This window comes from Pseudidiomarina planktonica (assembly GCF_900177775.1).
Taxonomy (GTDB): domain Bacteria; phylum Pseudomonadota; class Gammaproteobacteria; order Enterobacterales; family Alteromonadaceae; genus Pseudidiomarina; species Pseudidiomarina planktonica.
The window spans coordinates 71,096-83,016 of the sequence record NZ_FXWH01000003.1 but is presented as its reverse complement, the minus strand read 5'-3'; the positions used below and the strand labels follow the sequence as shown (position 1 = coordinate 83,016).

11 protein-coding genes and 1 tRNA gene are annotated in these 11,921 nt (G+C 49.9%); 1 reads left to right on the top strand and 11 read right to left on the bottom strand.

The genetic code is table 11. The annotated features are described in order from the left end of the window. Positions 1-7 precede the first annotated feature (7 nt). The 5 genes from CCE91_RS10565 to rpsU all read right to left on the bottom strand — a co-directional run bounded on the left by CCE91_RS10565 (position 8) and on the right by rpsU (position 5,068). A tRNA-Ile gene (locus CCE91_RS10565) sits at positions 8-83 on the bottom strand. Positions 84-170: 87 nt separating this feature from the next. Then, positions 171-941, bottom strand: a complete 771-nt coding sequence (locus CCE91_RS10560) for an amidohydrolase family protein (protein WP_086435264.1) — start codon at positions 939-941, stop codon at positions 171-173. Between the two features lie 19 nt (positions 942-960). Next, positions 961-2,796 (bottom strand): RNA polymerase sigma factor RpoD, encoded by a 1,836-nt coding sequence (gene rpoD, locus CCE91_RS10555; RefSeq protein WP_086435263.1) that lies wholly within the window; start codon positions 2,794-2,796, stop codon positions 961-963. A gap of 134 nt (positions 2,797-2,930) precedes the next feature. Continuing rightward, on the bottom strand, positions 2,931-4,697 hold the full coding sequence (dnaG, locus tag CCE91_RS10550; RefSeq protein WP_086435262.1) for a DNA primase: 1,767 nt from the start codon (positions 4,695-4,697) through the stop codon (positions 2,931-2,933). Positions 4,698-4,852: 155 nt separating this feature from the next. Beyond that, entirely contained in the window at positions 4,853-5,068 is a 216-nt protein-coding gene (rpsU, locus tag CCE91_RS10545; protein WP_086435461.1) for a 30S ribosomal protein S21, read from the bottom strand. A gap of 208 nt (positions 5,069-5,276) precedes the next feature. Between rpsU and CCE91_RS10540 the strand changes: the two genes are divergently transcribed. Next, a complete protein-coding gene (locus CCE91_RS10540; protein ID WP_086435261.1) occupies positions 5,277-5,906 on the top strand; it encodes a MarC family protein in 630 nt (209 codons plus the stop codon). Here CCE91_RS10540 and tgt read toward each other — a convergent pair. The 6 genes from tgt to CCE91_RS10510 form a co-directional block, all read right to left on the bottom strand. After that, the gene (gene tgt / locus CCE91_RS10535; RefSeq protein ID WP_086435260.1) at positions 5,903-7,021 is read right to left on the bottom strand and encodes a tRNA guanosine(34) transglycosylase Tgt; all 1,119 of its coding nucleotides are present in this window, start codon (positions 7,019-7,021) and stop codon (positions 5,903-5,905) included. The two genes, CCE91_RS10540 and tgt, sit on opposite strands and share 4 nt — an antisense overlap. A gap of 47 nt (positions 7,022-7,068) precedes the next feature. Further along, on the bottom strand, positions 7,069-8,112 hold the full coding sequence (queA, locus tag CCE91_RS10530; RefSeq protein WP_086435259.1) for a tRNA preQ1(34) S-adenosylmethionine ribosyltransferase-isomerase QueA: 1,044 nt from the start codon (positions 8,110-8,112) through the stop codon (positions 7,069-7,071). Between the two features lie 192 nt (positions 8,113-8,304). Further along, on the bottom strand, positions 8,305-9,270 hold the full coding sequence (locus CCE91_RS10525; RefSeq protein WP_086435258.1) for a hypothetical protein: 966 nt from the start codon (positions 9,268-9,270) through the stop codon (positions 8,305-8,307). Positions 9,271-9,273: 3 nt separating this feature from the next. After that, positions 9,274-9,960: a hypothetical protein gene (locus CCE91_RS10520; RefSeq protein ID WP_086435257.1), complete on the bottom strand. Its 687-nt coding sequence runs from the start codon at positions 9,958-9,960 to the stop codon at positions 9,274-9,276. After that, positions 9,957-10,499, bottom strand: a complete 543-nt coding sequence (locus CCE91_RS10515) for an RNA polymerase sigma factor (protein ID WP_086435256.1) — start codon at positions 10,497-10,499, stop codon at positions 9,957-9,959. The genes CCE91_RS10520 and CCE91_RS10515 overlap by 4 nt, the downstream gene beginning before the upstream one ends. Positions 10,500-10,649: 150 nt before the next feature. Beyond that, on the bottom strand, positions 10,650-11,918 hold the full coding sequence (locus CCE91_RS10510; RefSeq protein WP_086435255.1) for an inorganic phosphate transporter: 1,269 nt from the start codon (positions 11,916-11,918) through the stop codon (positions 10,650-10,652). Between the last annotated feature and the right edge of the window lie 3 nt (positions 11,919-11,921).

Below are 11,921 nucleotides of genomic sequence, written 5' to 3'. Positions count from 1 at the left end.
TGCGAGATGGTGGCCCCTCCCAGATTTGAACTGGGGACCAACCGATTATGAGTCGGGTGCTCTAACCACTGAGCTAAGGGGCCATTAGGAAGGATGTTTGCTGGAAAAGCAAAGCGGGCGAGAGTATATAAAATCTCTGCCCGCTTGTCATGACTTGAAAGTCAGGTTTTTTAAAGTTTTATGCCGTAAAACTTGGCGGCATTGCTGGCGAACACGCGCTCGATGGCTTGTTCGTCAGGTAGTGCCTTGCACACTACTTCAATATCTTTCACGTTGAACGGTCGCTCAGCTCGTGTAGACGGTAAATCGGTGCCGAACATCAGGCATTCCGGATTAATGTCGTACAAAATGCTAACTGCTTCGGCAACGTCGACTTCGGTGCGGCCAAAGCCACTGGCTTTAATGTGAATACCAGCTTCAGCCAGGCGTTTGATTTGCGATAAGCCTGAGCGAGCCATACCTAAATGATCCACGCTAGCTTTTGGCAGACGCACCAGCTTAGGTACAATTTCGTCCAGCTCGCGGCTGTCTACGTACATTTCTAAATGCCAGCCGGCTAAATCCCATACCCGACGACCAAAGTCGACCAGATTATCTAAGCCGCTTACCACGCCACGCTTCAGGTTCACCCGAACGCCAACCACACCCATGTCTTTCAATTCCATGATGCGGTTGTCTGACACGCTGCTAGGCAAGTTAGTTACGCCAACGTAGCCTTCGCCCATTTGCTCCAGGGTGGCCTTCAGGTACTTTTGATCAAAGCCCTGAAACGAGCCTGACACTACAGCACCACCAACAATAGGTAAGTCCGCAGTGCGCGCCTGGTAATCTTCAACTGAAAACGGTGGCGGTAAAAAACCGTGGTTCTCAATCATGGGATAACGGTCATTATATATATGAAAATGCGCGTCGATAATCTTCTTTGGCATCGTTTGTGACATAAGCACCTTTTATATCAAACTATTCGTCAAGAAATGACTTCAGCTGCTCCGAACGGCTCGGGTGACGCAGCTTACGTAAAGCTTTGGCTTCAATTTGACGAATCCGTTCACGGGTTACATCAAACTGCTTGCCCACTTCTTCAAGCGTGTGGTCGGTATTCATATCAATACCAAAACGCATGCGTAACACTTTGGCTTCGCGGGCGGTTAATCCACCTAACACGTCGCGTACGGCATTACGTAAACTTTCTGCGGTGGCCGAATCCACTGGTAAATCCAGCGTGGTATCTTCAATAAAATCACCCAGGTGCGAATCTTCATCGTCGCCAATTGGGGTTTCCATTGAAATAGGCTCTTTCGCAATTTTCAGTACTTTGCGAATTTTGTCTTCCGGCATCACCATGCGTTCTGCCAGTTCTTCCGGCAGCGGCTCACGACCCATTTCTTGCAGCATTTGCCGTGAAATACGGTTCAGCTTGTTAATGGTTTCAATCATATGCACCGGAATACGAATAGTACGGGCCTGATCTGCAATTGAGCGGGTAATGGCCTGACGTATCCACCAAGTAGCATAAGTTGAGAATTTATAACCACGGCGATATTCGAACTTATCTACCGCTTTCATCAAACCTATGTTGCCTTCCTGAATTAAGTCCAGGAACTGCAAACCACGGTTGGTATATTTTTTCGCAATAGAGATAACCAAACGCAGGTTGGCTTCTACCATTTCTTTCTTCGCACGTCGTGCTTTGGCTTCGCCAATCGACATGCGACGGTTAATGTCTTTAACTTTAGCAATGGTTAGGCCGGTTTCAACTTCCACTTCCGCCAGCTTATGAATGCTGCGCTCAATTTCAGTTTGCAGGGCTTTCAAATCAGCTGCGTAGCTTTCGCCGCTGGCCATTTGCTCTTCTAACCATTTGGTGGTGTTTTCGTTGCCGGCAAAGGCACGCATAAAGTTGCGCTTTGGCATGCCAGCTTGTTCAACACACACTTTCAGAATCAGGCGTTCTTGCACGCGCACACGATGCATCATGTCGCGCATGTCTTTTACCAGCCGGTCGAACTGCTTTGGAACCAGGCGGAACTGTTTGAACAGTTCGCTTAGTTCTTCAATTTCAACGCGTGCTTTTTTATGGTCACGGCCGTGCTTGCTAATAACTTTACGGGTGGTTTCGTATTGCTTGCGCAGCGCACCGAATTTTTCACGGGCTAACTCAGGATCAATACCGCCGTCGTTGGCGTCTTCTTCGTCGTCATCATCAGCGTCGTCGTCTTCGTCTTCCAACTCTTCTTTTGGCAGCTCAGAACCAACGTGGGTAGCGGCAACTGGTGCGGTATCCACTTCGTTCGGGTCAATAAAGCCAGAAATAATGTCGGTTAAGCGCATTTCTTCGGCTTCGTATGAATCCCACTGATCCAATAAGAAGTTAATAGCTTCCGGGTATTCTGCAACCGAGCACTGAACCTGGTTAATACCTTCTTCAATGCGCTTGGCGATAACAATTTCGCCTTCGCGGGTCAGCAGCTCTACCGTACCCATTTCACGCATATACATGCGCACTGGGTCGGTGGTGCGACCTAATTCACCGTCAACGGTGGCTAACGCTTGCGCGGCAGCTTCGGCAGCGTCTTCGTCAGCGGTGTCTTCGCTCATCATTAACTCATCGGCATCGGGCGCATTTTCAAAAACCTGGATACCCATGTCATTGATCATGCGAATGATGTCTTCGATTTGATCGGAATCAACGATTTCCTGAGGAAGGTGATCGTTCACCTCTGAAAAAGTCAGGTAACCCTGTTCCTTTCCTTTCGCGACGAGAATTTTGAGCTGCGATTGACGACTCTGCTGCATACAGATATACCACCTGTGAATAACTAAAAATTAAATTTGAGCTTGAACTTAGATACATTAGCGTATGTATCTGAAAAACAAGACCGGAAATTATAGCAGCTAGGGCCATTTCCGACCAGTAATTAATCAGCTCTTTATCGGCCCTTCGGCTTATCGGACAAATGCTTCATGAGCACTAAATATTCTTGTTTCTCTTGCTTAGTTAATGGGGCCGTTTTTTCTTTTTGCAAGAGCTCGCTGGCTCGCTGCTCAACAAAGCGGTCTATCAGAAACACATATATATCGGCAAATTCCTGCGCAATAAGTTCCGGATCCATATTATGTTCCCAGCGCGCTAACTGGCGTAAAGCCTTTTCGTGCTGGTGCCCACGCCAGTGTTCCAGCAACTGCGCAGTGGTTAATTTAGTATTAGCCGTGTATTCGTGTAATGCCAATAATAAATCGACGCCTGCAATGTCTAGTGCGGCGAGTTCCTGATGCACCGGCAGCTCCTGACCCAGTTCCGGGTACTGCACTAACATGGCAATAGCGCGTCGCATCGGGGTCATTTTCATGCCCTCGGGCACGTATTTGCTCTGCTGCGGCTTATTGAAATGCGAGTCCAACTGCGACCGCTCGCGGCGTAACAACTGCGCCAACCTGTCCAGCATAGTGTCGCGGTAAAACTGGCTAGCTACCCGCTCAATCAGGGGCTTGGCTTGTTTTAGCAAAGCCGACTTGCCGGTGTCAGAGGAAATATTCACACCTTCCTGCAAGTGCGCAAAAAAGTAATCGGTAAAGCTCTGGGAGCTTTGCAGGCGCTCACGAAAAGCGTCGGCACCTTCGTCACGTACCACTGTGTCCGGATCCTCGCCGTCAGGCAGGAATAAAAACGACAGCTCTACGCCGTCGGTTAACAGTGGCAAAGCATTTTCCAGTGCGCGCCAGGCGGCTTCGCGGCCAGCTCTGTCGCCGTCGTAGCAGCAAATAACCTTGCTGGTAGCCCGGAACAGCATTTGTAACTGGTCGGTAGTAGTCGCCGTACCCAGCGAGGCAACGGCTTCTTTAATACCTGCCTGCGCCAGCGCCACCACGTCCATGTAACCTTCTACTATGACTACGTAAGGAAGCGTTCTATGGGCTTGTTTGGCTTCGTAAAAACCGTAAAGCTCACGGCCTTTATGAAACACCCGGGTTTCGGGTGAGTTCAGGTACTTAGGGCCTTGATCGTCTTTGTCCTGACCGAAAATACGGCCACCAAAACCAACCACACGACCACGGCGATCCCGTATGGGGAACATCACGCGATCCCGGAAAAAGTCATAATGACGACCGTTGTCGTTTTTATTAACTAATTTCAGATCCACCAGTTGCTGCCGGGTTTTACTGTCTTTTCCCAGCGCATTCAGCACGCCATCCCATTCCGGTGGTGCATAGCCAATTTGGAAGTCTTTGACTACTTCGCCGCTTAAGCCACGGTTCTTTAAGTAAGTAATTACTTCGCCCGAATTCTTGTGCTTACGCAGTTGATGCGCAAAAAACTTCGCGGCGTTTTGCATCACTTCAAAGTCGTCTTGGGCCTGCGCATACTGGCGGGCATCGGCCTGGGGATTCTTGCTTTCTTCACGCGGTACCTGCAGGCCCATTAAGCTGGCCAGCTCTTCCACCGCGTCAGGAAACTCCAGACCGTCGTAGTTCATGATGAAATCAAGTGCGTTGCCGTGCTCACCACAGCCAAAGCAGTGATAAAACTGTTTGTCGGGGGCTACGGTAAAACTGGGGGTTTTTTCGTTGTGAAACGGGCAGCAGGCCTGGTAATTACGGCCGGCTTTTTTCAATGGCACACGCGAATCCACCACTTCGACAATGTCGGCGCGGTCAATTAAATCGTGAATAAAGGACTTCGGAATCAGGCCTGCCATGGCGCTCCACTACTTATTATTAGTATGTTGGCAACGAACAAGGAATTGTAGCATGCACAAAAAAAACCGCACTGCCGTTGTCAGTGCGGTTTTTCAGTTCGTTTCACTAAACAGGTAACTTTCCAGCTAGCTGATCAGAAAAATGAGAGTAGTGCTTAGTATAAACGTGTGCGACGTGCATTCTCACGCGACAATTTCTTCGCGTGACGTTTTACTGCAGCAGCTTTCTTACGCTTGCGTTCAGCGGTAGGTTTTTCAAAAAATTCGCGACGACGAACTTCAGATAATACACCAGCTTTCTCGCAAGAACGCTTGAAACGACGTAGTGCTACATCAAACGGCTCGTTTTCTTTCACTTTTACTATTGGCATTAAACTCTCACCTCGAATGAATCTGTTAACGGTTAAAAAATAACCAGAATGAATAAATTTGGTGCTGAATTGTAGCGAGAACAAATGCTGCTGTAAACCTTAATTTGATCCTTTCCTTAAGGCTTATAGGCGTGCTGTCGCAAGCTGCTGATTTCGGCTACTATATCGTCATTCAATCGCAGAACCTTAGCACAGGGACTTGTCGACTATGTTAGAAACCTTTTTGTTTCAGTTCACGTCGTTATTCACCATGATCAACCCGATCGCCGCGGTGCCTATTTATATTGCGCTAACCGAGGCCATGAGCCCCAAAGCGGCGCGCTGGGTCGCCATGCGTGCTTCGGTTACGGCGTTAATAGCTTTGTGCGTGTTTGCCCTGATCGGCGAAGCGATCTTTAGCTTCTTCTCTATTTCGGTAAATGGCCTACGCGTAGCCGGCGGTATTTTATTCTTTGTTATGGGCTTCGAAATGCTGCGCGGTCGCACTGTGCCCAAGCGCATTGACGGTGAATCGGAAAGTGATTTCGGTTCCGACGTAGCCGTTACACCCATAGGTATCCCCATGGTGGCCGGCCCTGGCGCCATTACCATGGTGATTATATTTATTCAGGACAGCACCGCAGTAAGCAACAGTATTAGCCTGTTTGGCGCTATTATTGCGGTGTGTGCACTTACTGCTGTGATCCTTGCCAGTGGTCGCCAACTGCTGGCTAAACTGGGCCGTAGCGGCAGTAAAATACTGATGCGCTTAATGGGCCTGATCGTGATGCTCATTGCCGTCGAGTTCTTCTTCGCCGGCATTAAGCCTTACATTGTCGACATTGCCCGGGCGGTTTAGTCTTCCAGGGCAGGTACCGGCAGATCGCGTTTGGCGTAAAACTCCGCCACGTGATCCTGCAAGCGCCCGGCTTCAATCGCATCACGTAAGTCCTGCATGACTTTCTGGTAGTAGTGCAGGTTGTGAATGGTATTCAAGCGGCCACCCAACATTTCGTTGGAACGATCCAAGTGGTGCAAATAAGCCCGCGAGTAGTTTTTGCAGGTGTAGCAATCACAGTCCGGATCCAAAGGCCCGGTGTCGGTGCGATGCACCGCATTACGAATTTTCACCACGCCGGTGCTGATAAACAAGTGACCGTTACGCGCATTCCGGGTTGGCATCACGCAGTCGAACATATCAATACCGCGGCGTACGGCTTCCACTAAGTCTTCCGGTTTACCCACGCCCATTAAGTAGCGGGGTTTATCAATTGGCATTTGCGGAGCGGTGTGGCTAAGAATACGCATCATGTCTTCTTTAGGCTCGCCTACCGACAAGCCACCAATGGCATAACCGTCAAAGCCTATATCCGTTAGCCCCTGCAGTGAAATATCCCGCAGTTCTTCGTACATACCGCCCTGCACAATACCGAACAGAGCCGAAGGATTACCTTCGTGAGCGTCTTTCGAACGCTGCGCCCAACGCAGTGACAGCTCCATGGAGCTACGCGCTTCAGCCTGGGTAGCCGGATGCGGCGTACACTCGTCAAAAATCATGACAATGTCGGCACCCAAGTCACGCTGCACTTCCATGGACTTTTCCGGCGTCAGAAGGATTTTTTCACCGTTAATAGGCGAGCGGAAAGTAGCGCCTTCTTCAGTGATTTTGCGCAGTTCGCCCAGGCTGAAAACCTGGAATCCGCCCGAGTCAGTCAGAATGGGTTTGTCCCAGTTCATGAAGTCGTGCAGGTCACCATGTTGTTTGATAATAGAGGTACCGGGGCGCAGCATCAGGTGAAAGGTATTCCCCAGGCAAATTTCGGCGCCTGTGGCTTTCACTTCTTCGGGGCTCATGCCTTTTACCGTGCCGGCAGTGCCTACCGGCATAAAGGCCGGAGTTTCTACCGTACCGCGCGCAAAGGTCATGCGACCACGACGTGCCCGGCCATCTGTAGCTAACAATTCAAACTTCATAGTGACTCACTTTACGTAAACTCGGAAAAATCATCCGTACGCGGCAATTATACCGCTTTGGTAATAAACATGGCATCGCCGTAGCTAAAAAAGCGATATTCCTGTTGCACGGCATGGTCATAAGCTGCCATCACATGTTGCTTACCGGCAAAAGCCGACACCAGCATGATCAGGGTTGATTCAGGTAAATGGAAATTGGTGATCATGGCGTCTACCACCTGGAACTCATAACCCGGATAAATGAAAATATCGGTTTCGGCGGTATAAGCCGTAAGCTCAGTATTAGCTTTCCGTGCGGCCTGCGCGGCCGACTCAAGTGAACGTACCGAGGTAGTTCCCACAGCTACCACCCGACCGCCGCGAGCGCGCGTTTGCTCAATAGCCGCTACGGTTTCAGCGGGCACTACCGCGTATTCGCTATGCATCACGTGCTCTTCAATACGATCCACCCGCACTGGCTGGAAAGTACCAGCACCTACATGCAGGGTTACATAGGCAAATTCCACGCCCTTTTGCTGCAACTGGCTAAGCACTCCTTCATCAAAATGAAGGCCGGCAGTTGGTGCTGCCACGGCACCCGGGTTCTTGTTGTAAACGGTTTGATAGCGCTCTTTATCGCTGCTCTCGTCTGGCCGGTCAATATAAGGCGGTAACGGCATATGGCCGTATTGCTCAAGCAATTCCAGTACCGGTTGGTCATGCAAAAATTTCAGTTCGAACAGAGCGTCATGGCGGCCCAGCATTTCCACATCTAAAGCCTGCTCTAGCTTCAACAACTGGCCGGTTTTCGGGGAACGGCTGCTGCGCACATGCGCCAACACCCGGTGTTCATCCAGAACGCGTTCCACCAGTACTTCCACTTTGCCACCCGAGGCTTTTTCACCCAACAGGCGCGCGGGAATGACGCGGGTATCGTTAAATACCAGTAAATCACCCTGATTAAGTTCACCCACAATGTCGGTAAAGTGCTTGTCGCGCAGTTCACCACTAGTGCCAGTTAGGCACAGTAAACGGCTGGCACTGCGTTGCTGCTGCGGGTAGCGCGCAATAAGTGCGTCGGGCAACTGAAAGTCAAAGTCACTTAGCTTCATATTGGTGGTTATGTCGTACTGGAAAATTGGGTCGCTACTTTACCTGTTTTCGGGAATGAACAAAAGCATCGCCCGCATGAACACTGAAATATGCACAAAAAAAAGCGCGCTCAAACAGAGCGCGCAAACATAGGATGTAATAACTACTGTGACAACCATTCGAGGCCTCCAGGGTAGCCTCAAAAAGCATGGTTAAAAGTAATACGACAAAGACTGTGAAATTAGTTCACTGCTGTCGCCATTTTTTGCACAGGCAGTCACAGCTTTTTTCTCGAACACGTAAATACGGTCTTTCTGGTTGCGTTGATTTGGCTCACCAATACCTTCTAACACCACAGTAATATGCTCGTCTGAAGGCAGTGAACGCAGAGTGTTGCCGTAATTACAAAGCACGTTAGCCAAGGTGGTTTCAAAACTAGTCAGTAGTTGCTGTTGCTGCTGGGCCCGCTGTTGTTGCTGCTTAGCCACTTGTTCAGCGCGTTCCGCGCTAATTCTATCAACCTGGCTTTGAATGCTTTCCTGGCGTTGCTGCAACGACTGCCGATTGTTTTCCAACCCGGCCAGTTCTTGCTGTAATTCGTCCTGCTCGTCGGCCGCAGCATTGCGAAGCTCAAAATTCATGTCGCGAATATCACGATCCAGCTCACGCAGTTCCCAGGACACATCACGTAATTCCCGAGTTAAATCCCGCAGCTCTTCGGCTTGTGCCCGGAACTCTTCATTGGCATACCCACCATCGTGACGGTCCATAAACATACCGCTTTTTTGCAGGTTCATAATCACTTCGTGTGCCGCCCGCATGCCTTCTTCAGCCGCAGCTTGTACATCTATGCCTGCTACTTCCGGCATGTCTGGCACCGGCGGCATTGGCGGCATTTCCATATCACCCTCATAAGAGATGAACTGACGCACCAGATTACGGAATCCAGGCGCTTTGTACACCACCCCCTGACCTTCCAGGTAGCTATACTTCATGTTGCCAATGCGCTGCATATGCTTGTTGCCACCATGCTGTTGTTCCAGCGAGGTATTTAAAATACTGGTCATAATTTCCAGCTCGTTACGCAGTTGATCGCGATCGGCGGCTAAAGCAACTGAACTTGCGGTACCTGTAGCTAACAAGGTGGCTACCGCCATAGTTAACATAGACTTTTTCATCGGTTATTCCTCCAGCGCCTGAGCGCGATAAAACGGATACTCTGTTACGGGTTCGCCAACTGCTTCTTGCAACTGACGGAATTGGTTTACATAAAACACCTGATCGTCCTGACGCTGTTCGTTCACGTAACGAATTAAATCGGCAAAATCTTCGCGGCGTTCGTCGCGGCTGGTCGCCAGCACATAACTCACTAATTGCGTATTAGCCTGATTCAAGTCTTCACGAAAATCGTTGCGCATGGTCGTGGCATAGGTTTTCAATTCCTGGGTTTGCTTGGCGGTGAACTCATCCAACCGGGCATCTACCATGCTGGCCAGTTGTTCATCGTTCACCTGGCCACCAAAGGCGATTCGCAGCTGTGAGTCACTCACCACCACATCAACTTGCAGTACCACCAGAGCCACCGCCAGCAACGAACAAGCAAACGAGGTAACTGGTAACCATGGGCGTTGCCACCAGGAATCGGTGCTTCCCGAGCGCAGTGCTGGCTGCCAGGTCGCCTCACGATTCCACTCAGGCACCGGAGTATCTACCCAGGCACTGGCGTCACGCTGAAATTCCTGCATGGCTGCCATTTGCTCAGCTAGCTCAGGTGCATGCGCACACAACTGTTGATACAACTCCTGCGCCTGCTGCTCGCTCAATTCATTGTTCAACCAGCGTTCAAATTCTTGTTGCCACTGATTCATGCTGATACCTCCAGCTTTTGCTTTAACTTGTCCACGGCTGCATATAGGCGTGATTTTATGGTGTTCGTTGACACGCCTAATTGCTGTCCAATCGCATCCAATGTCAGGTGCTGATAAAACTTCAGTTCCACCACTAGCCGTTGCTCCTCTGGCAATTCCTGCATAGCTGCAACCAAGTGGCGACCCTGCTGATGTAATTGGTACACATTGTCCGGATGATCGCCGGCACTGCTTTCCACGCTTTCCAGTTCGTCACTGCTGCCCCAGTCTTTGCGACGGCGGTAAAACTCAATGCAGCGCCGGTTGGCAATAATCATCAGCCAGGTTTTAAAGCTGGCGTCGCCGCGCCAACTGGCTAAGCCACGAAATACCGACACAAATACGTCCTGCATTAAGTCCCGTGCATCTTCCGGGTGCGACACCATGCGCAAAGCGTAGTTGTACACCAGCCCTTCATAGCGCTTTACCAATTTGAGCCAGGCGGTTTTATTATTTTTTAGCGCTTTTGCTACCAGCGCTTTATCTGTTGTTGCCAGCACGACTTTGTTCCCTTACTGAGTTGTCATTACTGTCGCGGCTGCTTTGAAAAAAGTTTGGAATGAATACAAAGTTTTTCTCACGACCATAAAAAAAGCGGCCTGATGGCCGCCTTTTAATGTAAAACATTTTCGTTCAGTACATCCTAAAAATTATACGCCGAAAATCGTTTTTAAAGTGTAGTAGAAGATAATCGACATAATGGCACCTGCTGGCAGCGTTACTACCCAGGACACCACAATGTTGCGCACTACGCTTAAGTTAAGCGCCGCAATACCGCGCGCCATACCAACACCCAGCACCGCACCAACTAAGGTTTGGGTGGTTGAAATTGGCAGGCCGGTTCCCGATGCCAGTACCACTGTGGTAGCTGCCGACAGCTCGGCAGCGAAACCACGGCTTGGGGTTAAGTGAGTAATACCGTTACCAATAGTGGCGATAACGCGTTTACCCAACATCGCCAAACCGGCAACAATACCAATAGCGCCAACAGGTAATACCCACCAGGCCAGTTTGGCAGTGCTGGCGATTTCACCGCCGCTGGACACAATGCTAACTACTGCGGCTAGCGGACCAATGGCATTGGCAACATCGTTAGAACCGTGGGCGAAAGCCATGGCACAGGCTGTTACCACCATCAGCACGGCAAATACCCGCTCAACGTTGGTGTAATGCATGTCTTTGTCGGCAGCAGGGTCAAACTTAATGCGTTGAATCACCACTTTACCAATGATACCAACCACAATACCCACGGCTAAGGCTAGGATAAAACCTTCCATAGTAGTGAAGTTAATACCAACGTGTTTCAGGCCTTTGGTAATAGTTACCAGCGAAATCATAAAGCCGGTAAGCACCATGTATAAAGGCACGTAGCGCTTGGCCATTTCCAACGGATTGGAGCGGTCAAAAATAAGCCGCTGGGCGCTTAAGAATATAAAGTAGGCGATTAAGCCGGCTATCATTGGCGTGATAACCCAACTACCAACAATCCCCCCTACTTTTGACCAACTAACCGTTTCAACGCCTACACCTACAGCTGCGAAACCAACTATAGCGCCGATAATGGAGTGTGTAGTAGAAACTGGCCAGCCCAGATAGGACGCGATAAGCAGCCAGGTTCCGGCCGCCAGCAGCGAGGCAATCATCCCGAATACTAGTAGCTCAGGCGTATCAACAAAGTAACCCGAATCAATAATACCTTTACGTATGGTTGAGGTTACTTCACCACCGGCTAAATACGCACCGGCAAATTCAAATATCATCGCCACAATAATGGCTTGTTTAATGGTTAACGCTTTCGAGCCAACCGAGGTACCCATGGCATTGGCAACGTCATTTGCACCAATACCCCAGGCCATAAAGAAGCCAAAACCGGCCGCTAACAGAACTAATAGTGTTCCGTAAGAAGTTATAATATCCATGAC

Coding starts and splice junctions, on each gene's coding strand:
- CCE91_RS10540 (WP_086435261.1), top strand. CDS start 5,277: ATGTTAGAAACCTTTTTGTTTCAGTTCACGTCGTTATTCACCATGATC.
- CCE91_RS10520 (WP_086435257.1), bottom strand. CDS start 9,960: ATGAATCAGTGGCAACAAGAATTTGAACGCTGGTTGAACAATGAATTG.
- rpoD (WP_086435263.1), bottom strand. CDS start 2,796: ATGCAGCAGAGTCGTCAATCGCAGCTCAAAATTCTCGTCGCGAAAGGA.
- rpsU (WP_086435461.1), bottom strand. CDS start 5,068: ATGCCAATAGTAAAAGTGAAAGAAAACGAGCCGTTTGATGTAGCACTA.
- queA (WP_086435259.1), bottom strand. CDS start 8,112: ATGAAGCTAAGTGACTTTGACTTTCAGTTGCCCGACGCACTTATTGCG.
- tgt (WP_086435260.1), bottom strand. CDS start 7,021: ATGAAGTTTGAATTGTTAGCTACAGATGGCCGGGCACGTCGTGGTCGC.
- CCE91_RS10560 (WP_086435264.1), bottom strand. CDS start 941: ATGTCACAAACGATGCCAAAGAAGATTATCGACGCGCATTTTCATATA.
- CCE91_RS10510 (WP_086435255.1), bottom strand. CDS start 11,918: ATGGATATTATAACTTCTTACGGAACACTATTAGTTCTGTTAGCGGCC.
- dnaG (WP_086435262.1), bottom strand. CDS start 4,697: ATGGCAGGCCTGATTCCGAAGTCCTTTATTCACGATTTAATTGACCGC.
- CCE91_RS10525 (WP_086435258.1), bottom strand. CDS start 9,270: ATGAAAAAGTCTATGTTAACTATGGCGGTAGCCACCTTGTTAGCTACA.